The sequence below is a fragment of the Streptomyces sp. CCM_MD2014 genome (assembly GCF_000772045.1).
GTDB lineage: Bacteria > Actinomycetota > Actinomycetes > Streptomycetales > Streptomycetaceae > Streptomyces > Streptomyces salinarius.
Genome location: NZ_CP009754.1, coordinates 6,681,640 through 6,705,075, shown reverse-complemented (window position 1 = coordinate 6,705,075; position 23,436 = coordinate 6,681,640). Strand labels below are relative to the sequence as shown.

Below are 23,436 nucleotides of genomic sequence, written 5' to 3'. Positions count from 1 at the left end.
CGTTCACCCGGCATGACAGCTATGACCCCCGGCTCGAACATCCCCCTCTCCGCCGCCCGCGTGACGGTGGACGTCGCCGCGCCCGTGCGGCTCGACGTATCGGGCCTGCTGCTCACCGCCGACGGCAAGGTGCGCTCCGACGACGACTTCATCTTCTACAACCAGCCCACCGGCCAGGGCGTGACCTACCGCTCCGGCGGCGGCACCGCCCCGGACGCGATCACGGTCGACACCACCGCCGTCCCGCCGGGCATCGAGAAGATCGTCGTCACCGCCAGCCCGGACGCCGCCGGCCAGACCTTCCAGGGCATCGAGCCGACCGCCACCATCCGCAACGCCGACGACGACTCCGTCCTCGCCACCTTCACGCCCCCGCAGCTCGGCACCGAGACCGCCCTGGTCATCGTCGAGGTCTATCTGCGAGGCGGCGCCTGGAAGGCCCGCGCGGTCGGCCAGGGCTACGCCAACGGCCTGGCCGGCATCGCGACGGACTTCGGCGTCACGGTGGAGGAGCCCGCGCCGGCCGCACCCCCGGCCCCGCAGCGGTCCCACGCGGCCACGCCCCCGCCCCCGCCCGCCGCCGCGCCCACGATGCCCGCCGCGCCGCCCGCCCCGCCCGCCGCTCCGCCGGCCCCCGCACCGGGCACCGGCAAGATCAACCTCGACAAGGGCCGGGTCAGCCTCCAGAAGAACCAGACGGTGTCCCTGGTCAAGGGCGGCCGACCGGTGCTCTCCCAGGTCAAGATGGGCCTCGGCTGGGAGCCGGCGTACCGCGGCAAGGACATCGACCTGGACGCGTCCGTCATCGCCTACGGCCCGCAGCGCAACCACATCGACAGCTGCTACTTCGGCAAGCTCTCCATCGTGAACGGCGCGATCAAGCACTCCGGCGACAACCTGACCGGCGAGGGCGGCGGCGACGACGAGGTGATCGTCGTGGACCTCGGCCGGCTCCCGCAGGAGGTCAGCGGCCTGGTCTTCACGGTGAACTCCTTCTCCGGCCAGAAGTTCACGGAGGTCGCCAAGGCCTACTGCCGCCTCCTGGACGCCGCCACCGGCGAGGAGCTGGTCCGGTTCGACCTCACCAGCGCCGAGCCGCAGACCGGCGTGATGATGGCGAAGCTGATCCGCCAGTACTCGGGCGAGTGGGAGATGACCGCCATGGGCGACTTCGTCAAGTCCCGCACGGTCCGCGGGATGGTGAAGCCGGCCGCACAGGCGCTGTAGCCGCCCCGGGGACGTGGAGGGGCGCCCGGTGCCGGGCGCCCCTCGGACCTATCCCCGCACCAGCCCCTCCATCACCAGCGAGAGGTACCGCCGCACGGCCGTGCCGTCCACCTCGTCGGCCGCCTCGGCCGCCGTCACCACCCCGTGCAGCAGCCGCAGCACCTCGACCGGCTCGACGTCCGGCCGCAGTTCCCGCGCCTCCTGCGCGGCCCGCACCAGCCGGGTCGCCGCGCCCCGCACGCAGTCGCCGCACGCGGGTCCGCCACCGGTGACGGCCGTACCGAGCAGCGCCTTCAGCCCGCGCACCTGGAGCATGCCGACGGCCAGCTCGTCGAGCCACGCCACCAGCGCCGCACCCGGCGGCCGTGCGGCCGCTATCACGTCGGCGCGGACCGCGATCGCTTCGAGGCGCTCCAGGTAGGCGGCCTCCAGCAGCGCCTGCCGCGTCGGGAAGTGCCGGTACAGCGTGCCGACCCCCACCCCCGCGCGCCGGGCGATGTCGTCCAGGGAGGCACCCTCGCCGTGCTCGGCGAACGCCTCCGCCGCGACCGCCAGCAACCGCTCACGATTACGCCGCGCATCCGCCCGCATGGGCCTGACCTGCGCCATCCCGGGCCTTTCTGCACACAGGGGTCCGTCGCCGCACCCTACCGCGCGAGGGTGCCCCCCTTCGAGACCGGCCGAGCGTGACCGCCGCGGTCAGAACAGCGCGCTGTAGGCGTTCAGCGCGGGCTGTCCGCCGAGGTGGGCGTAGAGCACGGTGGCGTCGGCGCCGATCTCGCGCCGGGTGACCAGGTCGACCAGTCCGGCCATCGACTTTCCCTCGTAGACGGGGTCGGTGACCATGCCCTCGGTCCGGGCGGCGAGCCGCATCGCCGCGAGGGTGGTGTCGTCGGGAATGCCGTACGTGCCCGCGTGGTACCGCTCGTCGAGTTCGACGTCCGCCTCCGTGAGCGCGCCGCTCAAGCCGATGAGCCGGCCCGTGCGGTCGGCGATCCGGGCGATCTGCTCGCGGGTGCGGGCGGGTTCCGCGGACGCGTCGATGCCGACGACGCGCCGGGGCCGCCCGCCCGCCTCCTCCAGGGCGCGGAACCCGGCGACCATGCCGGCCTGGGTGGACCCGGTCACCGAGCAGACCACGACGGTGTCGAAGAAGACGCCCAACTCCCTCTCCTGTTCGGCGACCTCGTACGCCCAGCCGGCGAAGCCGAGCCCGCCGAGGGGGTGGTCGGAGGCACCGGCGGGGATGGCGTACGGCTTGCCTCCGGCGTCCTCGACCTCCTTGAGGGCCTGCTCCCAGCTCTCCTTGAAGCCGATCCCGAACCCGGCCTTCACCAGCCGCACGTCGGCCCCGGCGAGCCGGGAGACCAGGATGTTGCCGACCTTGTCGTACACGGCGTCGGGCCAGTCCACCCAGCTCTCCTGCACCAGCACGCAGCGCAGGCCCGCGCGGGCGGCGACGGCCGCGACCTGGCGGGTGTGGTTGGACTGCACGCCGCCGATGGAGACGAGGGTGTCGCAGCCCTGGGCGAGCGCGTCGGCGACCAGGTACTCCAGCTTGCGGGTCTTGTTGCCGCCGTAGGCGATGCCCGAGTTGAGGTCCTCCCGCTTGGCCCAGAGCGAGGCCCCGCCGAGGTGCTCGGTGAGGCGTTCCAAGGGGTGAACGGGCGACGGGCCGAGGAGCAGCGGGTAACGCTCGTACGCGGAGAGGGACATGGGTACTCCCGGTTCAGTCGGTGTCGGCGAGTTCTTCGAGGCCGCGCCAGATGTCCGCCGTCACCCGCAGCGCCGTCCCGGTGTCCCGGGCCGCGCAGGCCTCGATGAGCTGTTCGTGCAGCCCGGCCGAACGGCAGGTGCCGGCCTCGCCGAAGCGGCGGCGCTCCAGCCGGCGGATGAGCGGGGTGTAGCGGGCGACGGTGGCGGCGGCGGCCCGGTTGGCGGCGGTGCGGACGAGGACGTGGTGCAGGTCGTCGTCGGCGCGCAGCGCGCCGTCCACGTCGCCCGCGCGGACGGCCGCGGCGAACCGGGCGTTTGCTTCGCGCATGGCGTCGAGGTCCGATTCCCGGAGCCGGGGGACGGCGACCCGGGTGACCAGTTCGTGCATGGCCGCGACGACCGCGGCGGCGTCCCGCACGTCGGCCGCGACGACCGGGGTGACCCTGGTGTAGCTCTGCGGCTTGCTCTCCAGCAGCCCTTCGTCCACCAGCCGGGAGAACGCCTCGCGCACGGGGGCGCGGGACAGGCCGAGCCGCTCGGCCAGGTCGGCGTCGCGCACGACCGCGCCCGGCTCGATCTCCCCGGCGACGATGGCGTCCCGGATGGCTTCGTAGGCGCGGTCCCTCAGCAGGGTCCGGGACACGGGTCGGATGGACACGACTGAAATGTTAGATGTCAGACGGTGGCCCGACAAGAGCCCGGCCCGGCCCCGCGATCAGGTGCGGGGCCGGGCCGCGGACGGACGGCGGTCCGGACTCAGGCCGCTGCCCAGGGCCAGTCGGCGTCCCGGCCCGCCTCGAGCAGCGGAACCATCCGGAACGCCGCGTCCGAAAGGCCCCCGAACGTGTGCCGGTTCGCCCGTCCCGACGGGCCGTGGCCCGCCCGGTACCCGGCGAGGTTCCAGGTGTAGACCGGCACGTGCGCCGGGACCTGCTCGGTCGGGTCGCCGTGCCGGCTGTACGCGTACTGCTCGTCGGTGACGATCAGCACCCGGTCGTGCTTCTTGTAGTGGCGCCGTACCGCCTCGGCGGTGTCGGTGCCGCCGAGGTTGCCGAACCGGTCCAGCATCTTCAGCACCGACTCGCCCTTGCGGAAAGTCACGCGGTTGCTCGACGAACCGAACTCCACCAGGTCCGCGTCGGCCGCCCGCAGCGCCAGCGCCGTGCCGAAGACCGCCGCCGCGTCGGCCCGGGTGAGCTCGGAGCGGTCCGACAGCCGGGAGTAGAACATCGAACCCGAGCGGTCCACGAGGATCAGCGTCCGGCCGCCCAGCGCGGGCACGTTGGCCAGCGAGTGGCCGAGCGCCTGCTCCAGCGGGTACGACCAGCGCAGCGACGGCGCGTGCTGGTAGGCGGCGAGGTAGCGGAAGGGGAACTGCCGCGAGCGTGCCACCTCGCCCGGGTCGCTGATCCGCGCCGCGACCCGGGCGGCGGCCTCGTCCGAGACACCGGCCTCGTCGAAGTTCCGCAGGTTGCGGACGAGCGCCATGGCGCCCATGGACGGGATCACCGCTTCCCAGGCGGCCTTGTCCATCGGCCCCTGGAGCCAGCCGGCCAGCACCTCCCACGTGATGCCCGCCGCCGCGAGCCGCTCGGCGCCGTCGGGCGCCGTGACCACCGCTCGCCGCTGGTCGACGGGCAGCGCCATCAGTTCGCGGTGCGCGGTCAGGACGCGGTTCGAGGCGGGCGGCACCGCGGTGTCCGGGTTGTGCCGGCGGTCGAGGGCGTACTGGAACAGCTCGCCCTGCCAGGGCTTGTCCGGGTCGGGCGCCGCGTGCACCAGGTTGAGGATGTCGCCGAAACGGTAGCCCTTGGACGCGGTGTCGTACGTCAGCAGCGACTTGCCGTGGTAGAGCCGCCGCACGGCGTCGGCGATCCCCCGCTTGACCGGCTTGGGCACGGCGCGGCCGTAGGTCGCGGTCCAGTAGGCGAGCAGCTCGCCGGGCTCGTCGGGCCGCCGCAGGACGGAGGCGATCACCTGCCGGTTCGACGGTCCGTCGGTGACGCCGGAGTCGAGGCGGGCCTTGACGTACTCGGCGGCGCCGACGATCGAGGCGGTGCGCAGGTTGCCCTCGCCGCGCAGCCAGCCGAGCAGGCCGGCGGTCCAGGACGGGTCGCTGAGGGCGAGTTCGCGCACGAGCGTGGCGAAGCGGTCGTCGCGGGCGGCGCCGGACTCGTAGAAGGTCTGCTGGGACACGAAGTTGGCCACCGACAGCAGGAAGAGCTCGGAGCGCGCGTCGCGCTCGGTGCCCCGGCCGCCCTCGTAGGTGCGCAGCACGCGGCCCGTCGAGGTCACGCGCGAGGTGGGCTGCGCCTTCGCGGCCTTGGTGTTGAATCGCGCCATGGTGAATTCCCCCGAATTCTCGAAATCTTGAGACTTTCCGGAGGGAGACACGGCAGCAGAAGGGTGCCCGAGGTCGGAATCGGCGACGGAACTGTGCGGATGCTCTGCCGAATTGAGCTACACCGACCCGAGGTCGATGACGGGATTCGAACCCGCAACCGTCCGATCAAAGGAAGTAGCCGCTGCCTGCGCACCGGGCACCCTTCGACTGCTGGGCCTCCCGAGATCAACTGGGCAGCGGCATGGGATTCTTTTTGCAGAAGAAGTAGCCGCGGCCCGCGCACCGGGAGGTGCGTGAAGTTGTAGGTGTCCAGAGTTCAGGTCGGCGGAACCGACAAGGTGCTCTAACCCCTGAGCTACACCGGCGCGTTGTGCCGGTGACGGGACTCGAACCCGTGGCCGCCCCATTATGAGTGGAAGTAGGTCCTGCCTTCGCACCTGGACGTTCATCACTCTAAAAGGGCGGCCGTCGTTCGGGCGACCGAATTAATTACCGGCGCTTCTGGCGCTTCCAGGGTCCGGTGATGGCCAGCATGATGCCCGGCGTCTGGATGTTGGCGTAGAGGGTGCGGCCGTCGGGCGAGAAGGTGACGCCGGTGAACTCGCTGTACTCGGGGTCGTCCTCGGTGCCCAGGTTCAGTTCGTTGCGGGCGATGGGGTAGGTGCGGCCGCTGTCGGTGGCGCCGAACAGGTGCTGGACGCCGTCGCCGTCCTCGGCGATGACCAGGCCGCCGTACGGGGAGACGGTGATGTTGTCGGGGCCGTCGAAGGCGCCGTCGGCGGACGGGTCGGCGTTGACGCCGAGCAGGACCTTCAGCGTGAGGGTGCGGCGCTTGGGGTCGTAGAACCAGACCTGGCCGTCGTGCGGGCGGCCGGGGCTCTCGTCACGGGCGAAGGAGGAGACGATGTAGGCGCCGCCGTCGGCCCACCACATGCCCTCCAGCTTGCGCGCGCGGGTGACCTCACCGGCGGCGAACTGCTTGCGCACGGAGGTGGTCCGCGCGTCCCGGTCGGGGACGTCCACCCAGTCGACGCCGTAGACGGTGCCGGTCCTGGTGGCGCGGGAGAGGTCGTCGACGAACCTGCCGCCGGAGTCGAAGCACTTGAAGGCCTGGAGGACCCCCGCGTCGGCGGCCAGGGTGCGCAGCCGGCCGCGGCCGTGCCGGAAGTGCTCCGGCGGGGTCCAGCGGTAGAGCAGGCCGTTGGGGCCGGAGGCGTCCTCGGTGAGGTAGGCGTGGCCGCGCTTGGGGTCGATGACGACGGCCTCGTGGGCGTAGCGGCCGAGCGCCTTGACGGGCTGGGGGTCGCGGTTGGCGCGGCGGTCCTCGGGGTCGACCTCGAAGACGTAGCCGTGGTCCTTGGTCATGCCGTTCTTGCCGGCCTTGTCCTCGGTCTCCTCGCAGGTCAGCCAGGTGCCCCAGGGGGTGCTGCCGCCGGCGCAGTTGGTGGCGGTGCCGGCGATGCCGACCCACTCGGCGACGTGGCCGCCGCGGCGTACCTCGACGACGGTGCAGCCTCCGGCGGCGGCCGGGTCGTAGACGAGGCCCTCGGTGAGCGGGACGGGGTGGGGCCAGCCGTCGCGGTGGCCGCCGAGTTCGTGGTTGTTGACGAGGAGGGTGGTGCCGCGCGGGCCGTCGAAGGCGGCGGTGCCGTCGTGGTTGGACGGGGTGTGCTCGCCGGACTCCAGCCTGGTCCGGCCGGAGTAGGTGATGATCTCGTACCGGAAGCCCGCGGGCAGGGCGAGGATGCCGTCCGGGTCCGGGATCAGGGGTCCGTAGCCGACTCCGTCGTGGCCGTGGTGGTGGTCGTGTCCGTGACCGTGGCCGTGCTCCGCCTCCACGCTGTCGGTGTCCGTGGACGCGAGGGCGTTGGGGGCGGTGGCGAGGGCGCCGACGCTGCCCGCCAGCACGACCCCGGCGCCGGTGAGCGCGGATCGGCCGGCGAAATCCCTGCGGGTGAGCGACATGGTGTCTCCTGTGACGGTGGGGCGAAGCCGTGGAGGGTGGCGGACCTCGGTCGGGCGTCACGGTTCCGCCCGCGCCTGAACGGGAGTCCCGGCGGTTCCTGAACGGCAGTTGAACGGGCGAAGACGCCTCCCGCCGGGTGAGCCGCCGGCCAACCGCCCATTCCCGCCGTGAACCAGCCGGACGCGCCCGCCTCACACGGTCGCCCGCGCGCCCACGCGGAGGCCGACACCGCCCGGGCGGGTCCTCCCACGGTCCCCGGCCCCCATGCCCCTGCTGCCCCACGGCCGTCTGCCGCCCGGCCCTCTGCCGTTCCGGGCCGCCGGTCCCGAGGGCACAACGGGCGGGAGCGGACCGCTGCGCCGGACCGCGAGTCGGTCGCCGCGTCCGGCGGCGCTCGCGGCCACGGGCCTGCCAGCGCCCGCGAAGGCCACCGCACGCGGACGCCACGCACGCGGACCGACCGCCTCTCCCCCGCCCGTCCGCGGCCGGCCAGGCAGGGCTCCCGCGTCCCGCGCCGTCCGTCAGCCGCCCTGCTGGGAGCGGGCCTTGAACGCCGCCTTGCGGGCCTCCTTGGCGATCTTCTTGTCGGGGTGCAGCCGTCCCATCGCCTCCAGGACGTCCGGCGTGGCAGGGTGCTCGACCCTCCAGGCCGTGTCGAAGAACCCGCTGTGCTGCTGTGCGAGGCCCTCCACCAGGGCGCGCAGTTCCTCGGAGTTGCCCTCGGCGGCGAGCTGAGCGGCGACGGTGTCGATGGTCAGCCAGAAGACCATCTCCTGCGGCGGGGCGGGCACGTCCCGCGCGCCGTGCTCGGTGAGCCAGACACGGGCCAGACCGCCCAGTTCGGAGTCGTCGAGGACCTCCCGCAGCGCGGGCTCTGCCTCGGTGCCGACGAGGGAGAGCGCCTGCTGGCAGCGGAGCCGGCGCAGGGGCGCGCCGGTGTCGGAGCCGCGGGCCGCCGCGAGCAGTTCGCGGGCGGCGTCGAGCGGGCCGCGTCCGGCCAGCCACAGCTCGGTCTCGGCGTGGGCGGCGGCGGGCGGGAAGGGGGCGGTGCCGTCGAGCAGCGCGTCGGCGCCCTTGTCGGCGAGGTCGCCGACGGCCGGGGCGTCGAAGCCGGCGTCCAGGAGCCGGGCGCGCAGTCCGTACAGGCCGAGCGGGGTGAGCCGCACCATGCCGTAGCGGGCGATGTCGGCCTCGTCGACGGGGGCGGCGGGCTCCTCGTCGGCGTCGGCCATGAGCGCCTCGTCGACCGGCTGGTACTCGACGAGGCCGACCGGTTCGAGGAGCCGGAACTGGTCGTCCAGGCGCATCATCGCGTCCGACACCTGCTCCAGGACCTCGTTGCTGGGCTCGCCCATGTCGCTGGGAACGATCATGGAGGCGGCCAGGGCGGGCAGCGGCACCGGGGCGTCGCCGGGGCCGTCCTCGCCGACGGTGAGCAGGTAGAGGTTGCCGAGCACACCGTCGAGGAACTCGGACTCGGCGTCGGGGTCCCAGTCGAGGGAGGACAGGTCGACCTCGCCGCCCTCGGACATCGCGTCGACCAGGTCGTCGAGGTCGGGCACGCTCGCGTCGGCGAGGACCGCCTCCAGGGCGGTCTGCCAGACGCCGAGCACGTCCTGGGGAGAGCCGGTGAGCAGGGCGAGGTCCTCGCCTGCGGTCACGGTGCCCGCCTCCTCGTCGGTGATCTCGACGAGCCCGGTGTCCACGGCGATCCGCCAGGCCTCGCTCGCGTACGCGGCGGCGTCGTCCCCGCTCAGCCCGAGCCGTTCGGCCGCCGCGGGCAGCTGTTCCTCGACGAGTCCGCCCCCGGCGTCGACGCGGGTGTCGGGACCGGCCCAGCGGGCCAGTCGCGCGGCCCGGGCGAGCACCGGCGCGGACAGCGCGTCGCGGGCCAGCTCCGCTTCGGGGCGCAGCCGTGCGGGCGGCAGGGTGGAGCTGTCTGACATCGGAAGTTTCTCCTCGCGCGCCTCTTGACCGCCGTACGGCCGCGTGGGGACCGCGTACGGCTCAACGGCTCAGCCTAGACGGGTTTCGCCCCATGCCGCCCGGTTCATCTCCCCGTCGGGTGGTGTACATGGCCGAAACCTTGACAACTGGCCGGACCAGGCAGGAGATTGACGCGCGTAGAGTCCCCGCGCCACGTCACATCCCCGGAGGGATCCGTTGGCCAGCAAGTCCTCCGCGCGCCTTGCCGCGCTCACCGTCGCCGCCGTCTGCTCGGCCGCGTCCACCGTCGTCCTCACCGTGCCCGCGCACGCCGGTTCCGCCCCGGCGGACCCCGTGCGCGTCCACGACATCCAGGGCAGCACCCGGCTGTCCCCGTACGCCGGCCGGCAGGTCACGGACGTGGCCGGAATCGTCACCGGCGTCCGCGGCTACGGCTCCTCCAAGGGCTTCTGGATCCAGGACCCGCGGCCGGACGCCGACCCGGCCACCAGTGAGGGCGTCTTCGTCTTCACCGGCAAGGCCCCGGAGGTCGCCGTCGGTGACGCGGTCACCGTCTCCGGCACGGTCTCGGAGTACGTGCCCGGCGGCACCTCCTCGGGGAACCAGTCGCTGACCGAGATCACCCGCCCGACGGTGACCGTCGTCTCGGGCGGCAACCCGCTCCCGGCCGCGACGACCGTCTCCGCCCGTTCCGTGCCCCGCGCGTACGCCCCCGAGGGCGACGCGAGCGCGAACGGGTCGGTCAACGCCCTGCCGCTGAGGCCCGCGCAGTACGCCCTGGACTACTACGAGTCCCTGGAGGGCATGAACGTCCGGGTCTCCGACGCCCGGGTGGTCGGCGCCTCGGACCCGTACACCGAACTGTGGGTCACGGTGAAGCCGTGGGAGAACGCCAACCGCCGCGGCGGCACGGTCTACGGCTCCTACGACGACCAGAACTCCGGCCGGCTGCAGATCCAGTCGCTGGGCAAGCCGGCCGACTTCCCCGAGGCCACCGTGGGCGACAGGCTGGCCGGCACCACCGCCGGTCCGCTGGACTACAACCAGTACGGCGGCTACACCCTGGTCGCGAGCGAGATCGGCACCCTGGAGAGCGGCGGTACGGAGCGCGAGTCGACGCGCCGGCAGAGCGCGCGGGAGCTGGCGGTGGCGACGTACAACGTGGAGAACCTCGACCCCTCGGACGACACCTTCACCGCGCACGCCGAAACGATCGTGCACCGTCTGAAGTCGCCCGACATCGTGTCCCTGGAGGAGATCCAGGACAACAACGGCGCCACGGACGACGGCACCGTCGCGGCCGACGAGACGGTCGGCAAGCTGATCGACGCCATCGTCGCGGCCGGCGGCCCGCGCTACGACTGGCGGGGCATCGACCCGGTCGACAAGGCGGACGGCGGCCAGCCCGGCGGCAACATCCGCCAGGCGTTCCTGTTCAACCCGGAGCGGGTCTCGTTCACCGACCGTGCAGGCGGCGACGCCACCACGGCGACCGGGGTGCGCGAAGTGCGCGGCAAGGCGGCGCTGACCCTCTCCCCCGGCCGGGTCGACCCGGCGGACCCGGCCTGGGAGGACAGCCGCAAGCCGCTGGCGGGCGAGTTCGTCTTCCGCGGCCGGACGGTGTTCGTCATCGCCAACCACTTCAACTCCAAGGGCGGCGACCAGGGTCTGACGGCGCAGTACCAGCCGCCGTCGCGCGGTTCGGAGACCCAGCGCCACGCCCAGGCGAAGGTGGTGAACACCTTCGTCAAGGAGATCCTGGCCACCCAGAAGAACGCGGACGTCGTCGCCCTCGGCGACATCAACGACTTCGAGTTCTCCGAGACCGCGCGCCTGCTGGAGGACGGCGGCGCCCTGTGGTCCGCCGTGAAGTCGCTGCCGCGGAGCGAGCGTTACTCGTACGTCTACCAGGGCAACAGCCAGGTCCTGGACCAGATCCTGGTCAGCCCGTCGGTCCGCCGCGGCGGCCGGCTGTCCTACGACAGCGTGCACGTCAACGCCGAGTTCCACGACCAGATCAGCGACCACGACCCGCAGGTGCTGCGGTTCCGTCCGTAACCGGCGCACCCCGGGGGGCGGGTTCAGCCGGGCACGAGGCCCAGCGCGTGGTCGTAGCGGCCGACCGTGCTGCTCTTCAGGCCCGGCCAGTTCCGGACCCGCTCCCACGCGGACGTCGCCGAGCCGACGCCGACGCCGGGTGCGGCGAGGGCGTCGATGTGGGCCTGGGCGCTCTCCCACTCGGCGTAGTTGAGGACACGGGTCCCGTCGGTGCTCAGGTGGAAGTGGGCGGAGATGCCCCCGGGGTGCGGGTTCGGCTCGCTCGCCAGGGCTTCGCAGACGGCGTCCACCCAGGCGCGCTGCCGTTCGGGGTCCGGCCCCTCGAACTCGACGTCGACGATAACGACACACCCCGGGACGGGCGCCGCGCCGTCCTCGCGGGTGAGGCTGCGGTACCGCCGGTACCGGCCGAGACGCAGTCGCTCGATGCCCGGCACGGCGGTGTCGATCTCGTCAACGCGTTCCTGCCGGCGCGTCCGCGGCGAAGCGGCTGCCGGAGCCAGCGCGAAGGCTTCGTACGCCTGCTCGCTCGCCCACTGGGAGTGGTGGAGCAGGGTGCTGCCGTCATGGCCGGTGTAGACGTGGTAGCCGCGCAGGTCCTCGGCGGGCCAGGTCCGGCTCTCCCAGGCGCGGGCGATGGCTTCGACGGTCCGCCGCTGCCGTTCGGGGGTGCCCACTCGCCAGGTACTGAAGAAGGGCGCCAGGGCGTCGGGGCGGGTGAGCCGGGGGTGGGCGTCGGTGCGGCGGGTCATGCCGGCCTCCGGTGGTCGGTGGTCGTCGGGCGCACACCGAGGGTGGTGCGCGCACGGTGGGTGCACGCACCACCCTCCGACCTCGACCAAGGTTGAGGTCAAATCCCTGCCGGGCGGCGTGTTCTCAGCACGGCCCGTGGTGACGGCGCCGCACGAGGCCCGCCGCGACCACCACGCCCGCCGCCGCCCCGGCGACCAGCACGGCGCGCGGATGTCCGAGCCCCGCGCGCACCGCGCCCCGCGCCCGGCCCGGCGGCGCGTGCCGCTCCGCGGCGTCCTGGGCCCGCCCTGCTGTGTGGTGCGCGGTGCGGCCGGCCCGGCCCGCCTTGTCCTGCACGGCGTGTCCGGCGTGTGCGGCGGAACTGCGCAGTTGCACGGTCATGGCACCGGCCTTGTCCTTCAGGTCGGCTGCCCGGGCCTTGGCGCGGCCCTTCACGTCGGCCTTGCCCGCCAGTTCCTCCACGGTGTCGCCCAGTTCGCCGCGGGTCTGTTCGATCTGCTGCCGCAGTTCGTCGGGGCCCTTGGCCCCGCCGACCGGCTGCGCGGTGGAGCCGCTCCTCGTACCGTCCCGGCTCGTCGCGTCGGTCATCGATGTGCCCTTTCCCTGATCTGGTCGACGTCGGCCCTGACGCTGCCGAGGGTCTCCTCGGGCTTGGGGGGTACGGCCCGGCGGAGTTGGGCGCGACCGGTCACGGCCAGGATGCCGGCGATCACGAAGAGCGCCCCCGTCACGATCAGCGCCGCGGCCCAGACGGGCAGCACCAGCGAGAGCGCGGCGGCGGCCGTGCCGGCCAGGGCGAACAGGCCCACGTAGGCGATGGCGCCCGCGGCACCGAGCATTCCGCCGCCGACCCCGGCGCGCTTGCCCTTCTCGGCCAGTTCCATCTTGGCGAGGGCCACTTCCTGGCGCACGAGGCGCGAGAGCTGTTCGGTGGCCTGTCCGACGAGTTCGCCCACGGAGTGCTGCTCGTCGCGCACCGGCCTGGTGTGCATGGTTCCGGTCACGGGTTCCCGCCTCCTCTCGGTTCGGAGCACCCCGGGTACCCCGGCCCGAGCGGCACTACCCGCGCCCGTACCGCCCCCACTCCGATGCGAAGCATCCCTTACAGGTACCTCGTAGGAGAATTAAGTGGAGCTACACCGTCGGGCCGCCGACACTACTCCCATGACGACAGACGCCCGCCGCCCCGCCCCCTTCGGCCGCACCCTGTGCGCCATGGTCACGCCCTTCACCGAGTCCGGCGCGCTCGATCTCGACGGTGCCCGGCGCCTCGCGGAGCACCTGGTTTCGCGGGGCTGCGACGGTCTGGTGCTGTCCGGCACCACCGGCGAGTCGCCGACCACGACGGACGCCGAGAAGGCGGCCCTGGTGGCGGCGGTCCGGGAGGCGGTCGGCGGCCGCACGGCACTCGTCGCGGGGGTCGGCACCGCGGACACCCGGCACACCGTGGAACTGGCGCTGGCCGCCGAGAAGGCCGGCGCGGACGGACTGCTGGTGGTCGCCCCGTACTACAGCAGGCCGCCGCAGGACGCGCTGGAGGCGCACTTCCGCGAGGTCGCCGACGCGAGCGGTCTGCCCCTGATGCTGTACGACATCCCGGGCCGCACCGGCACCCGCATCGAGCCCGACACCGTCGTCCGCCTGGCCGGGCACCCCCGGATCGTCGCCGTCAAGGACTGCTCGTACGACCTCCTCGGCACCCAGAAGGTGCTCGCCCGCACGGATCTGGCGTACTACGCGGGCTGCGACGAACAGGTGCTCGCCCTCTACGCGATCGGTGCGACGGGATACGTCAGCACCGTCGCCAACGTCGTGCCGGACCTGTTCCGGTCCGTCCTCGACGCCTTCGACGCGGGCGACACCGGGCGGGCCGCCCTGCTCCAGCGGCGGGCGGTCCCGCTCGTCGAGTCGATGATGGCGGCCGGCCTGCCCGGCACGGTCACCGCGAAGGCCCTGCTCGGCGCGCTGGGCCTGCCGGCGGGGCCGGTCCGGGCGCCGCTGCGGCCCGCGGACCCGGAGACCACGGCCGGCCTGCTGGCGGCCTACGAGGAACTGGCCGCCGGCACCGCTCAGCTCCAGGCGTAGCCGTCGCCGAACAGCAGGGTGTGCTCCAGGACGTCCTCCGCCGGGTCGTCGATCTGCCCGACGTGGACGTTGAGCAGGCCGACCCTGGGGCCGTTGTGCGACCCGGTGGTGGTCTCGTCCGCGTGCGCGGTCCCCGCCGCCGCCCAGCACACCAGCACCGCGGCTCCGGCCCCGGCCAGCAGGCGCCCCACGGCCCCCACCCGTTCGTTCGTCGTCATCCCGGCCCCTCGTCCCGTCTGATCGGCGTGTGATCGGACTCTGCGTCCACCCGTTCATCAGCCGAGCCCACCGGTAGGTCACGGGCAGTCATCCGTACGTGCGGATACGGTTGCCCCCGATGAGCAGAAGACGCTACGTGGCCCGGGGCGTGCCGGGCGGATACCGCATCTGGGACACCAAGGGCCGCCGCTGGTGGGGCGACCACTACGAGCTGTGCCCCGACGACCTCCTGACCGAGCTGAACGGATCCGCCGACCAGGCCCGCATCGGCGCGCTGCTGAAGAGGTACCGCGCCCTGAAACGGTGAGCGCCGTGGGCCCGGCCCCGCGGCCGCGGACCCGGATACGCCTGAGCGCCCTCCCCACGACGGGCGGACAGGGCGCTCGGGAACCGGCGTCGGCTCAGTTGTGGCTGTGCAGGACCTCGTTCAGGCCGCCCCACACGGCGTTGTTCGGGCGGGCTTCCACCGTGCCCGTGACCGAGTTGCGGCGGAAGAGGATGTTGGAGGCGCCGGAGAGTTCGCGGGCCTTGACGACCTGGCCGTCGGGCATCGTGACGCGGGTGCCCGCGGTGACGTAGAGGCCGGCCTCGACCACGCACTCGTCGCCCAGCGCGATGCCGACGCCCGCCTCGGCGCCGACCAGGCAGCGCTCGCCGATGGTGATGCGGACGTTGCCGCCGCCGGAGAGGGTGCCCATGGTGGAGGCGCCGCCGCCGATGTCGGAGCCGTCGCCGACGACGACGCCCGCGGAGATGCGGCCCTCGACCATCGAGGTGCCCAGCGTGCCGGCGTTGAAGTTGACGAAGCCCTCGTGCATGACCGTGGTGCCCGCGGAGAGGTGCGCGCCGAGGCGGACCCGGTCGGCGTCGGCGATGCGGACGCCCTTGGGGACGACGTAGTCCGTCATGCGGGGGAACTTGTCGATCGACGTGACCTGGAGGTGCAGGCCCTCGGCGCGGGCGTTGAGGCGGACCTTCTCGATGTCGTCCACGGCGACCGGGCCGAGCGAGGTCCAGGCGACGTTGGCGAGGAAGGCGAACTGGCCCTCCAGGCTGAGGCCGTGCGGCTTGACCAGGCGGTGGGAGAGCAGGTGCAGGCGCAGGTAGACGTCGTGCGTGTCGAGCGGCTTCTCGTCCAGCGAGGAGATGACCGTGCGGACCGCGACCACCTCGACACCGCGGCGGGCGTCCGGGCCGACCGCGGCGGTGGCGCCGCCGCCGAGGAGCTCGGCGGCCCGTTCGGCGCTCAGGCGCTCGGTGCCGGAAGGACCGGGCTCGTCGGTCAGCTCGGGGGCCGGGAACCAGGTGTCGAGGACGGTGCCGTCGGCGGCGATCGTGGCGAGGCCGGCGGCCACGGCGCCGGTGGTGCGGGGAGCAGTCGTGTCGGTCATGAGGGCAACCTAACCGGCCGCCGCCGGTGGAAGCGAGCCGGGACCCCGGCCGTCTCGGGTACCGGGCGCGGGGACCAGCCTGGCCAGCACCTCGCGCGCGTACTCCTCGTCGTACGGCGTGTCCGTCAGCAGGACCTGGAGGCAGATGCCGTCGAGGACGGCGACCAGGGCGCGGGCGGTCACCGGGTCCGTGCGGGCGGCGAGGAGGGCGCCCACACCCTCGGCCCACTCGGCGGCGACGGGGCGCAGGGCGGGGCGGCGCAGGGCGGCGAGGTACAGCTCGTACTCCAGTTCCACGCCGGTGCGGTCGCCGCCGAGCCATTCGCCGAGGACGCGGGCGAGTTCGGCGGGCAGGTCGGCCTCCGGGTCGGACAGGGCGGGGTGGGCGGCGACCACCTTGGCGAAGCCCTCGTTGGCCTGGCGCAGGGCGGCGACCATGAGGTCGTCCAGGGTGGCGAAGTGGTAGGTCGTGGAGCCGAGCGGCACGTCCGCCTCGGCGGCGACGGTGCGGTGGCTGAGCCCGGCGATGCCCTTGCGTCCGACGACCCTGATCGCCGCGTCGATGAGGCGCTGGCGGCGCTCCGGGTCGTGGCGGCGGGGCATCAGTGCGCCCCGCCCAGATTGAGGACGACGACGCCGACGATGATCAGCGCGATGCCGGCGGCCTTGGTGAGCGTCATCCCCTCGCCCATGAAGGCCACACCGATGGTGGCGATGGCGGCCGTGCCCACTCCGGCCCAGATGGCGTATGCCGTGCCGACGGCGAGGATCTTCAGGGTCTGGGCGAGGAGCGCGAAGGAGAGGACGTAGGCGAGGGCGGTCAGGAGGGACGGCACGAGCCTGCTGAAGCCCTCGCTGTACTTCATGGCGGTGGTGCCGGCGACCTCGGCGGCGATGGCTCCGGCCAGGAGCAGATATCCCATGTGTACGAGCGTACATAACGACGGACGCGGACGGGCGCGAACACGGGAAACGGCGGCACCCGAAGGTGCCGCCGTTTCCCTGAACAGTGCTGCCGGTGTGGCTCAGACGTTGAACCCCAGCGCGCGCAGCTGCTCGCGGCCGTCGTCCGTGATCTTGTCCGGGCCCCACGGCGGCATCCAGACCCAGTTGATGCGCAGCTCGTTGACGAGGCCGTCCGTGGCGGACTTGGCCTGGTCCTCGATCACGTCGGTCAGCGGACAGGCCGCCGACGTCAGGGTCATGTCGACGGTGGCGATGTTCGCGTCGTCGACGTGGATGCCGTAGATCAGGCCGAGGTTGACGACGTCGATGCCCAGCTCGGGGTCCACGACGTCCATCAGGGCCTCGCGGAGCTCCTCCTCCGAGGCCGGCTTCATTTCCACGGTCTCGCTCATGCCGTCGTCTCCTTCTCGGCGTCGGCGCCTTCCAGCGCCTGGGCCGTCGCGTCCTTCCAGGCCATCCAGCTCAGCAGGGCGCACTTGACCCGGGCCGGGTACTTCGAGACCCCGGCGAACGCGACCGCGTCCTCCAGGACCTCCTCCATCGCGTCGTCGGGCTCGATCCTGCCCTTGGACTGCATCAGCTCCAGGAAGGTCTCCTGGATCCGCTGCGCCTGGGCCAGGTCCTTGCCGACCAGCAGGTCGTTCAGCACGGAGGCGCTGGCCTGGCTGATGGAACAGCCCTGGCCCTCGTAGCTGACGTCGCTGATCGTCGTGCCGTCGTACTTCACGCGGAGCGTGATCTCGTCCCCGCAGGTGGGGTTGACGTGGTGGACCTCGGCGTCGCCATCCCGCAAGCCCCGCCCGTGCGGGTTCTTGTAGTGGTCCAGGATGACTTCCTGGTACATGGAGTCCAGCTTCATGCTCTTCGCTCGTCCCGTCAGCCGAAGAAGTTCCGTACGTGCTCCAGGCCGTCGACCAGTGCGTCGATCTCGGCCGGCGTGGAGTACAGATAGAACGACGCTCGCGTGGTCGCAGGAATTCCGTAGCGCAGGCAGACGGGGCGGGCGCAGTGGTGGCCGACCCGGACCGCGATGCCCTGTTCGTCCAGGACCTGGCCCACGTCGTGGGGGTGGATGTCCCCCAGCGTGAAGGAGATCGCCGCGCCGCGCTCCTCGGCCGTGGTGGGGCCGATGATGCGCAGGTCCGGGACCTCCAGCAGGCGCTTGACGGCGTACTCGGTCAGCGCGTGCTCGTGGGCGAGGATCTTGTCCATGCCGATCGAGTTGAGGTAGTCGATCGCCGCGCCGAGCCCGACCGCCTGGGCGATCGGCGGCGTGCCCGCCTCGAACTTGTGCGGCGCCGGGGCGTACGTGGAGGAGTGCATCGAGACGGTCTCGATCATCTCGCCGCCGCCGAGGAACGGCGGGAGGTCCTCCAGGAGCTCCTGGCGCCCCCACAGCACTCCGATGCCGGTCGGGCCGCACATCTTGTGGCCGGTGAAGGCCACGAAGTCGGCCTGGAGGGCCTGCACGTCCAGCGGCATGTGCGGCGCGGCCTGGGACGCGTCGACGCACACGAGGGCGCCGACCTCCTGGGCGCGGCGCACGATCGCCTCGACCGGGTTCTGGGTGCCCAGGATGTTGGAGACCAGCACGAAGGAGACGATCTTCGTCTTCTCGGTGATGACCTCGTCGATGTTGGACAGGTCCAGGCGGCCGTCGTCGGTGAGACCGAACCAGCGGAGCTTCGCGCCGGTGCGCTGCGCCAGCAGCTGCCACGGCACGATGTTGGAGTGGTGCTCCATCTCCGTGATGACGATCTCGGTGTCGTGGTCCACACGGTAGGGCTCGTCGGCCCAGCCCAGCATGTTCGCGACGAGGTTGAGGGACTCCGAGGCGTTCTTGGTGAAGACCACCTCGTCGCGCGAGGGCGCGTTGATGAACTCCGCGACCTTGTCACGCGCGCCCTCGTACAGCGCCGTGGCCTCCTCGGCGAGGACGTGCACGCCACGGTGGACGTTGGCGTTGTGCTGCTCGTAGTACTCGTCGAGCACGTCGATGACCTGGCGGGGGGTCTGCGAGGTCGCGGCGTTGTCGAGGTAGACGAGTTTCCGCCCGTCGTGGACCTGACGGTCCAGGATGGGGAAGTCCTTGCGGATCGCCTCGGTGTCGAGGAGGCCCGGCAGCTGTGTCACTCGGATGCGCCGCCCTTCGTGTATGCCTCGTAGCCCTCGGCCTCCAGCTTGTCGGCCAGCTCGGCGCCGCCGGACTCGGCGATGCGGCCGTTGGCGAAGACGTGGACGTGGTCGGGCTTGATGTAGCGCAGGATGCGCGTGTAGTGCGTGATCAGCAGGGTGCCGACCTCGCCGGTCTCGCGGACGCGGTTGACGCCCTCGGAGACGACGCGCAGGGCGTCGACGTCGAGGCCGGAGTCGGTCTCGTCGAGGATGGCGACCTTCGGCTTGAGCAGCTCGAGCTGGAGGATCTCGTGGCGCTTCTTCTCACCGCCGGAGAAGCCCTCGTTGACGTTGCGCTCGGCGAAGGCGGGGTCCATGTTGAGGCGCTCCATGGCCTCCTTGACCTCCTTGACCCAGTGCCGCAGCTTGGGGGCCTCGCCGCGGACGGCGGTGGCGGAGGTGCGCAGGAAGTTGGAGACGGAGACGCCGGGGACCTCGACCGGGTACTGCATGGCGAGGAAGAGGCCGGCGCGGGCGCGCTCGTCGACGGACATCTCCAGGACGTCCTCGCCGTCGAGGGTGACGGAGCCGCCGGTGATCGTGTACTTGGGGTGACCCGCGAGGGAATAGGCGAGGGTCGACTTGCCGGAGCCGTTGGGGCCCATGATGGCGTGCGTCTCGCCCTGCTTCACGGTGAGGTCGACGCCCTTGAGGATCTCCTTCGTGGCGTTGTCGGCCTCGACGGTGACGTGCAGGTCTCGGATTTCAAGCGTTGCCATGGGTGCCTCAGGACTCCTGGGTGAGGGAGACGAGCACGTCGTCCCCTTCGATCTTTACGGGGTATACGGGGACGGGGCGCGTCGCCGGAAGGCTGTCGGGCTTGCCCGAGCGGAGGTCGAAGCGCGAGCCGTGCAGCCAGCACTCGATGTGGCAGTCGTCGACCTCGCCCTCGGCCAGCGAGACGTTCGCGTGCGAGCAGATGTCGTGGATCGCGAAGACCTCGCCGTCGGTCCGCACGACGGAGATCGGCGTGCCGTCGAGTTCCACCCGCTTCGGGGTGTCCTCCTCCAGCTCGTCCGCTCCACAGACGCGTACGAAGGTCATGCGACCGACGCCTCCAGCTCCTCCGCGATCTTGCTGAGCAGGCGCTCCTCGATGTCCGCGACGCCGATCTGCTGGACCAGCTCGGCGAAGAAGCCGTGGACCACCAGGCGGCGGGCGTCCAGCTCCGGGATGCCGCGCGCCATCAGGTAGAAGAGCTGCTCGTCGTCGAAGCGGCCGGTGGCGGAGGCGTGACCGGCGCCGACGATCTCGCCGGTCTCGATCTCCAGGTTCGGCACGGAGTCGACCCGCGCGCCGTCGGTGAGGACGAGGTTGCGGTTCATCTCGTAGGTGTCGGTGCCCTCGGCGGCGGCCTCGATGAGCACGTCGCCGATCCAGACCGCGTGTGCGTCGTCGCCCTGCAGCGCGCCCTTGTAGACGACGTTGGACTTGCAGTGCGGGACGTTGTGGTCGACCAGGAGGCGGTGCTCCTGGTGCTGGCCGGCGTCGGTGAAGTACAGGCCGAACAGCTCGGCCTCGCCGCCGGGGCCGGCGTAGGCGACCCGCGGGTGGAGGCGGACCAGGTCGCCGCCGAAGGTGACGACGAAGGACTTGAAGGTGGCGTCGCGGCCGACCAGCGCGTTGTGCTGGCCGACGTGGACGGCCTTGTCGTCCCAGTCCTGGACGGAGACGACGGTCAGCTTGGCACCGTCGCCCAGGACGTAGTCGACGTTGGCGGCGAGCACCGCGTCACCGGTGTGGTCGATGACGACGACGGCCTCGGCGAAGGCGCCCAGTTCGACGACCTGGTGGGCGTAGGCGGTGCCGCCCTCGCCGTGCACGGCGATGCGGATCGGCTCGGTGAGGACCGTCTCCTTGGGGACGGTGATCACGCCGGCCTTCTCGAACGCCGAGTAGGCCTGGGCGGCGACCCGGTCCACGGGAGTGCCCGCCTTGCCGATGCGCGCGTCGTCACGGCCGACGGTCTCGACGACGACGCCCTCGGGCGCGTCGACGTCGACCTTCACGCCGTCACCGGTGGCGACGGCGGTGCCGTCGTGCAGCCCGCGCAGCCGCTCCAGCGGGGTGAACCGCCACTCCTCCTCACGGCCGTGGGGGACCGGGAAGTCCGCCACGTCGAAGGACGCGGGTGCGCTCATGCGCGTGGCGACGGTCGACTCGGCGGCCACCGCGATCTGGCCCGCGGTGGTGGACCCCACGGGGATGTTCTGAGCCTCAGCCATGGCTGTCGGTCTGCTCTCTTCCTACGTTCCTGAATCTGGCGACTGCGGTGGGGCGGACGAGGTCAGCCGACCGCGCCCTCCATCTGCAGCTCGATCAGCCGGTTGAGCTCGAGGGCGTACTCCATGGGCAGCTCCTTGGCGATCGGCTCGACGAAGCCGCGCACGATCATCGCCATCGCCTCGAACTCGCTCAGACCACGGCTCATCAGGTAGAAGAGCTGGTCCTCGGAGACCTTGGACACGGTCGCCTCGTGGCCCATGGACACGTCGTCCTCGCGGACGTCCACGTAGGGGTACGTGTCGGAGCGGGAGATCGTGTCGACGAGCAGCGCGTCGCACAGCACGTTCGACTTGGAGCCGTGGGCGCCCTCGCCGATCTCGACGAGACCGCGGTAGGAGGTGCGGCCGCCGCCGCGCGCCACGGACTTCGAGACGATGTTGGAGGAGGTGTTCGGCGCCATGTGGACCATCTTGGAGCCGGCGTCCTGGTGCTGGCCCTCGCCCGCGAAGGCGATGGACAGGGTCTCGCCCTTGGCGTGCTCGCCCATCAGGTAGACGGCCGGGTACTTCATCGTCACCTTGGAGCCGATGTTGCCGTCGATCCACTCCATGGTCGCGCCCTCGTACGCCACGGCGCGCTTGGTGACCAGGTTGTAGACGTTGTTCGACCAGTTCTGGATGGTCGTGTAACGGCAGCGGGCGTTCTTCTTGACGATGATCTCGACGACCGCGGAGTGCAGCGAGTCCGACTTGTAGATCGGCGCGGTGCAGCCCTCGACGTAGTGCACGTAGGCACCCTCGTCGACGATGATCAGGGTCCGCTCGAACTGGCCCATGTTCTCCGTGTTGATGCGGAAGTAGGCCTGGAGCGGGATCTCGACGTGCACGCCCGGCGGCACGTAGATGAAGGAGCCGCCGGACCACACGGCGCTGTTCAGCGAGGCGAACTTGTTGTCACCGACGGGGATGACGGTGCCGAAGTACTCCTTGAAGAGCTCCGGGTGCTCCTTCAGGGCCGTGTCGGTGTCGAGGAAGATGACGCCCTGCTCCTCCAGGTCCTCGCGGATCTGGTGGTAGACGACCTCGGACTCGTACTGCGCGGCGACACCGGCGACCAGGCGCTGCTTCTCCGCCTCGGGGATGCCGAGCTTGTCGTACGTGTTCTTGATGTCCTCGGGCAGGTCCTCCCAGGACTCCGCCTGCTTCTCCGTGGAGCGCACGAAGTACTTGATGTTGTCGAAGTCGATCCCCGACAGGTCCGAGCCCCAGTTCGGCATGGGCTTCTTCTCGAAGAGGCGCAGGCCCTTGAGACGGAGCTTGGTCATCCACTCCGGCTCGTTCTTCTTCGCGGAGATGTCCCGGACGACGTCCTCGTCGATGCCGCGCTTGGCAGAGGCGCCGGCCGTGTCGGAGTCGGCCCAGCCGTATTCGTACTTGCCCAGGCCCTCGAGCTCAGGGTGAGCAGTCTCCGTGGGGAGAGTCATGCGGGGTTCCTCCCGGCCGTGCTTGCAGATGCGTGAGCGGTGTTCTCGGACGCGCGCGCCGTCGGTGGCGCGTGCGAAGTCTTCGGAATGAACGTGGTGCAGACCCCGTCGCCGTGCGCGATGGTCGCGAGCCGCTGTACATGCGTACCGAGCAGCTCGGCGAAAAATTCCGTCTCCGCCTCGCACAGCTGCGGGAACTGCTCCGCGACGTGGGCGACCGGGCAGTGGTGCTGGCACAGCTGCTCGCCCTGCTGGGGGTGGGGCGCGCTCCGCGCGGTAGCAGCGTACCCGTCCTTGGTCAGGGCCTTGGCCAGTGCTTCCGCCCGCTTCTCGGCGGGGACGGACTCCACGGCCTTGCGGTACGCGCCCGACTGGGCCGCGATCCGGGCGCGGGCGAAGGCGGCGATCGCCTGCTCCCCGCCCTGCTGCTCGGCGATCCAGCGCAGGGCGTCGGCGGCCAGCTTGTCGTACGACTGGTCGAAGGCGTCCCGGCCGCAGTCGGTGAGCGCGAAGACCTTGGCGGGCCGTCCGCGCGTGCGCGCGCCGTAGACCCGCTGCTGTCGGGCCTCGACCACGTCGTCGGCGACCAGGGCGTCGAGGTGGCGCCGGACGGCGGCCTGGGTCAGGCCCAGGCGTCCGGCGAGCTCGGCGACGGTCGACGGTCCGTGGTCCAGGATGGAGCGCGCGACCCGGTTGCGGGTGGACCGCTCACCGGTCGCGAGTTCCTCCTGCGGAGCCTCACCGACGTTTTTCACAACGCCATTGTTGCGTAATTCCTCGGGGCCGGGCAAGCCGCGTCCGGATCATCCGACGGTGCCCTGCGTCACTTAGGCATACCTAAGGTGACCTGCGGAAACGATCTCTGATCGATCATCCGTGG

Annotated in this window: 25 protein-coding genes; 4 read left to right on the top strand and 21 right to left on the bottom strand. The window is 71.8% G+C overall.

Going from position 1 to position 23,436, the window contains the following annotated elements; all coding sequences use genetic code 11:
• Positions 1 to 21: 21 nt before the first annotated feature.
• On the top strand, positions 22 to 1,227 hold the full coding sequence (locus NI25_RS29800) for a TerD family protein (RefSeq protein ID WP_107071891.1): 1,206 nt from the start codon (positions 22 to 24) through the stop codon (positions 1,225 to 1,227).
• A 48-nt stretch (positions 1,228 to 1,275) separates the two neighbouring features.
• Here the strand turns inward: NI25_RS29800 and NI25_RS29795 are convergent, their stop codons facing one another.
• The 6 genes from NI25_RS29795 to NI25_RS29770 form a co-directional block, all read right to left on the bottom strand.
• A complete protein-coding gene (locus NI25_RS29795) occupies positions 1,276 to 1,836 on the bottom strand; it encodes a TetR/AcrR family transcriptional regulator (protein WP_061445413.1) in 561 nt (186 codons plus the stop codon).
• Positions 1,837 to 1,926: 90 nt separating this feature from the next.
• Positions 1,927 to 2,943 (bottom strand): 1-aminocyclopropane-1-carboxylate deaminase, encoded by a 1,017-nt coding sequence (locus tag NI25_RS29790; protein WP_061445412.1) that lies wholly within the window; start codon positions 2,941 to 2,943, stop codon positions 1,927 to 1,929.
• Between the two features lie 13 nt (positions 2,944 to 2,956).
• The gene (locus NI25_RS29785; RefSeq protein WP_228951014.1) at positions 2,957 to 3,601 is read right to left on the bottom strand and encodes a GntR family transcriptional regulator; all 645 of its coding nucleotides are present in this window, start codon (positions 3,599 to 3,601) and stop codon (positions 2,957 to 2,959) included.
• A gap of 98 nt (positions 3,602 to 3,699) precedes the next feature.
• Positions 3,700 to 5,286 (bottom strand): TROVE domain-containing protein, encoded by a 1,587-nt coding sequence (locus tag NI25_RS29780; RefSeq protein ID WP_061445411.1) that lies wholly within the window; start codon positions 5,284 to 5,286, stop codon positions 3,700 to 3,702.
• A 490-nt stretch (positions 5,287 to 5,776) separates the two neighbouring features.
• A complete protein-coding gene (locus NI25_RS29775; RefSeq protein ID WP_061445410.1) occupies positions 5,777 to 7,252 on the bottom strand; it encodes a PhoX family protein in 1,476 nt (491 codons plus the stop codon).
• 522 nt (positions 7,253 to 7,774) lie between these two features.
• On the bottom strand, positions 7,775 to 9,199 hold the full coding sequence (locus NI25_RS29770; protein ID WP_061445409.1) for a hypothetical protein: 1,425 nt from the start codon (positions 9,197 to 9,199) through the stop codon (positions 7,775 to 7,777).
• Between the two features lie 217 nt (positions 9,200 to 9,416).
• Here NI25_RS29770 and NI25_RS29765 point away from each other — a divergent pair, with 217 nt between their 5' ends.
• A complete protein-coding gene (locus tag NI25_RS29765; RefSeq protein WP_061445408.1) occupies positions 9,417 to 11,258 on the top strand; it encodes an endonuclease/exonuclease/phosphatase family protein in 1,842 nt (613 codons plus the stop codon).
• Between the two features lie 23 nt (positions 11,259 to 11,281).
• Here NI25_RS29765 and NI25_RS29760 read toward each other — a convergent pair whose 3' ends face one another.
• The 3 genes from NI25_RS29760 to NI25_RS29750 form a co-directional block, all read right to left on the bottom strand.
• Positions 11,282 to 12,010, bottom strand: a complete 729-nt coding sequence (locus NI25_RS29760) for an antibiotic biosynthesis monooxygenase (protein ID WP_061445407.1) — start codon at positions 12,008 to 12,010, stop codon at positions 11,282 to 11,284.
• A 124-nt stretch (positions 12,011 to 12,134) separates the two neighbouring features.
• Positions 12,135 to 12,599, bottom strand: coding sequence for a DUF3618 domain-containing protein (locus tag NI25_RS29755; RefSeq protein ID WP_061445406.1), 465 nt, complete (start codon positions 12,597 to 12,599; stop codon positions 12,135 to 12,137).
• The gene (locus tag NI25_RS29750) at positions 12,596 to 13,015 is read right to left on the bottom strand and encodes a phage holin family protein (RefSeq protein ID WP_061445405.1); all 420 of its coding nucleotides are present in this window, start codon (positions 13,013 to 13,015) and stop codon (positions 12,596 to 12,598) included. The genes NI25_RS29755 and NI25_RS29750 overlap by 4 nt, the downstream gene beginning before the upstream one ends.
• Before the next feature lie 160 nt (positions 13,016 to 13,175).
• Here NI25_RS29750 and dapA point away from each other — a divergent pair, with 160 nt between their 5' ends.
• The gene (dapA, locus tag NI25_RS29745; RefSeq protein WP_061445404.1) at positions 13,176 to 14,096 is read left to right on the top strand and encodes a 4-hydroxy-tetrahydrodipicolinate synthase; all 921 of its coding nucleotides are present in this window, start codon (positions 13,176 to 13,178) and stop codon (positions 14,094 to 14,096) included.
• On the opposite strand, the gene NI25_RS29740 is transcribed toward dapA, so the two are convergent.
• Entirely contained in the window at positions 14,081 to 14,314 is a 234-nt protein-coding gene (locus NI25_RS29740) for a hypothetical protein (RefSeq protein WP_061445403.1), read from the bottom strand. The genes dapA and NI25_RS29740 overlap by 16 nt on opposite strands.
• Before the next feature lie 119 nt (positions 14,315 to 14,433).
• On the opposite strand from NI25_RS29740, the gene NI25_RS29735 reads away from it, so the two are divergent.
• A complete protein-coding gene (locus tag NI25_RS29735; RefSeq protein ID WP_061445402.1) occupies positions 14,434 to 14,622 on the top strand; it encodes a hypothetical protein in 189 nt (62 codons plus the stop codon).
• A 94-nt stretch (positions 14,623 to 14,716) separates the two neighbouring features.
• Here the strand turns inward: NI25_RS29735 and dapD are convergent, their stop codons facing one another.
• The 11 genes from dapD to NI25_RS29680 form a co-directional block, all read right to left on the bottom strand.
• The gene (gene dapD, locus NI25_RS29730; protein ID WP_061445401.1) at positions 14,717 to 15,706 is read right to left on the bottom strand and encodes a 2,3,4,5-tetrahydropyridine-2,6-dicarboxylate N-succinyltransferase; all 990 of its coding nucleotides are present in this window, start codon (positions 15,704 to 15,706) and stop codon (positions 14,717 to 14,719) included.
• A 9-nt stretch (positions 15,707 to 15,715) separates the two neighbouring features.
• Complete coding sequence (locus NI25_RS29725; RefSeq protein ID WP_061445400.1) at positions 15,716 to 16,309, bottom strand: TetR/AcrR family transcriptional regulator; 594 nt, start codon at positions 16,307 to 16,309, stop codon at positions 15,716 to 15,718.
• The gene (locus NI25_RS29720) at positions 16,309 to 16,629 is read right to left on the bottom strand and encodes a DMT family transporter (protein ID WP_030403777.1); all 321 of its coding nucleotides are present in this window, start codon (positions 16,627 to 16,629) and stop codon (positions 16,309 to 16,311) included. The genes NI25_RS29725 and NI25_RS29720 overlap by 1 nt, the downstream gene beginning before the upstream one ends.
• 102 nt (positions 16,630 to 16,731) lie before the next feature.
• A complete protein-coding gene (locus NI25_RS29715; protein WP_009187969.1) occupies positions 16,732 to 17,064 on the bottom strand; it encodes a metal-sulfur cluster assembly factor in 333 nt (110 codons plus the stop codon).
• Entirely contained in the window at positions 17,061 to 17,531 is a 471-nt protein-coding gene (sufU, locus tag NI25_RS29710) for a Fe-S cluster assembly sulfur transfer protein SufU (RefSeq protein ID WP_061445399.1), read from the bottom strand. Before sufU ends, NI25_RS29715 begins: the two co-directional genes overlap by 4 nt.
• Positions 17,532 to 17,548: 17 nt before the next feature.
• Entirely contained in the window at positions 17,549 to 18,805 is a 1,257-nt protein-coding gene (locus NI25_RS29705) for a cysteine desulfurase (RefSeq protein WP_061445398.1), read from the bottom strand.
• Complete coding sequence (sufC, locus tag NI25_RS29700) at positions 18,802 to 19,566, bottom strand: Fe-S cluster assembly ATPase SufC (RefSeq protein WP_061445397.1); 765 nt, start codon at positions 19,564 to 19,566, stop codon at positions 18,802 to 18,804. The genes NI25_RS29705 and sufC overlap by 4 nt, the downstream gene beginning before the upstream one ends.
• Positions 19,567 to 19,573: 7 nt before the next feature.
• Entirely contained in the window at positions 19,574 to 19,891 is a 318-nt protein-coding gene (locus NI25_RS29695; RefSeq protein ID WP_061445396.1) for a non-heme iron oxygenase ferredoxin subunit, read from the bottom strand.
• Positions 19,888 to 21,072, bottom strand: coding sequence for a Fe-S cluster assembly protein SufD (gene sufD / locus NI25_RS29690; RefSeq protein ID WP_061445395.1), 1,185 nt, complete (start codon positions 21,070 to 21,072; stop codon positions 19,888 to 19,890). The genes NI25_RS29695 and sufD overlap by 4 nt, the downstream gene beginning before the upstream one ends.
• Before the next feature lie 62 nt (positions 21,073 to 21,134).
• Positions 21,135 to 22,556 (bottom strand): Fe-S cluster assembly protein SufB, encoded by a 1,422-nt coding sequence (sufB, locus tag NI25_RS29685; RefSeq protein ID WP_061445394.1) that lies wholly within the window; start codon positions 22,554 to 22,556, stop codon positions 21,135 to 21,137.
• Positions 22,553 to 23,311 (bottom strand): helix-turn-helix transcriptional regulator, encoded by a 759-nt coding sequence (locus tag NI25_RS29680; RefSeq protein WP_061445393.1) that lies wholly within the window; start codon positions 23,309 to 23,311, stop codon positions 22,553 to 22,555. Before NI25_RS29680 ends, sufB begins: the two co-directional genes overlap by 4 nt.
• Positions 23,312 to 23,436 lie beyond the last annotated feature (125 nt).

Excerpts from the sequence above, each read along its gene's own strand:
- NI25_RS29790 (WP_061445412.1), bottom strand. The coding sequence starts at position 2,943 with ATGTCCCTCTCCGCGTACGAGCGTTACCCGCTGCTCCTCGGCCCGTCG.
- NI25_RS29800 (WP_107071891.1), top strand. The coding sequence starts at position 22 with ATGACCCCCGGCTCGAACATCCCCCTCTCCGCCGCCCGCGTGACGGTG.
- dapA (WP_061445404.1), top strand. The coding sequence starts at position 13,176 with ATGACGACAGACGCCCGCCGCCCCGCCCCCTTCGGCCGCACCCTGTGC.
- NI25_RS29725 (WP_061445400.1), bottom strand. The coding sequence starts at position 16,309 with ATGCCCCGCCGCCACGACCCGGAGCGCCGCCAGCGCCTCATCGACGCG.
- NI25_RS29795 (WP_061445413.1), bottom strand. The coding sequence starts at position 1,836 with ATGGCGCAGGTCAGGCCCATGCGGGCGGATGCGCGGCGTAATCGTGAG.
- sufB (WP_061445394.1), bottom strand. The coding sequence starts at position 22,556 with ATGACTCTCCCCACGGAGACTGCTCACCCTGAGCTCGAGGGCCTGGGC.
- sufC (WP_061445397.1), bottom strand. The coding sequence starts at position 19,566 with ATGGCAACGCTTGAAATCCGAGACCTGCACGTCACCGTCGAGGCCGAC.
- dapD (WP_061445401.1), bottom strand. The coding sequence starts at position 15,706 with ATGACCGACACGACTGCTCCCCGCACCACCGGCGCCGTGGCCGCCGGC.
- NI25_RS29780 (WP_061445411.1), bottom strand. The coding sequence starts at position 5,286 with ATGGCGCGATTCAACACCAAGGCCGCGAAGGCGCAGCCCACCTCGCGC.
- NI25_RS29735 (WP_061445402.1), top strand. The coding sequence starts at position 14,434 with ATGAGCAGAAGACGCTACGTGGCCCGGGGCGTGCCGGGCGGATACCGC.
- NI25_RS29715 (WP_009187969.1), bottom strand. The coding sequence starts at position 17,064 with ATGAGCGAGACCGTGGAAATGAAGCCGGCCTCGGAGGAGGAGCTCCGC.
- NI25_RS29755 (WP_061445406.1), bottom strand. The coding sequence starts at position 12,599 with ATGACCGACGCGACGAGCCGGGACGGTACGAGGAGCGGCTCCACCGCG.
- NI25_RS29775 (WP_061445410.1), bottom strand. The coding sequence starts at position 7,252 with ATGTCGCTCACCCGCAGGGATTTCGCCGGCCGATCCGCGCTCACCGGC.
- sufD (WP_061445395.1), bottom strand. The coding sequence starts at position 21,072 with ATGGCTGAGGCTCAGAACATCCCCGTGGGGTCCACCACCGCGGGCCAG.
- NI25_RS29695 (WP_061445396.1), bottom strand. The coding sequence starts at position 19,891 with ATGACCTTCGTACGCGTCTGTGGAGCGGACGAGCTGGAGGAGGACACC.
- NI25_RS29760 (WP_061445407.1), bottom strand. The coding sequence starts at position 12,010 with ATGACCCGCCGCACCGACGCCCACCCCCGGCTCACCCGCCCCGACGCC.
- NI25_RS29740 (WP_061445403.1), bottom strand. The coding sequence starts at position 14,314 with ATGACGACGAACGAACGGGTGGGGGCCGTGGGGCGCCTGCTGGCCGGG.
- NI25_RS29770 (WP_061445409.1), bottom strand. The coding sequence starts at position 9,199 with ATGTCAGACAGCTCCACCCTGCCGCCCGCACGGCTGCGCCCCGAAGCG.
- NI25_RS29720 (WP_030403777.1), bottom strand. The coding sequence starts at position 16,629 with ATGGGATATCTGCTCCTGGCCGGAGCCATCGCCGCCGAGGTCGCCGGC.
- sufU (WP_061445399.1), bottom strand. The coding sequence starts at position 17,531 with ATGAAGCTGGACTCCATGTACCAGGAAGTCATCCTGGACCACTACAAG.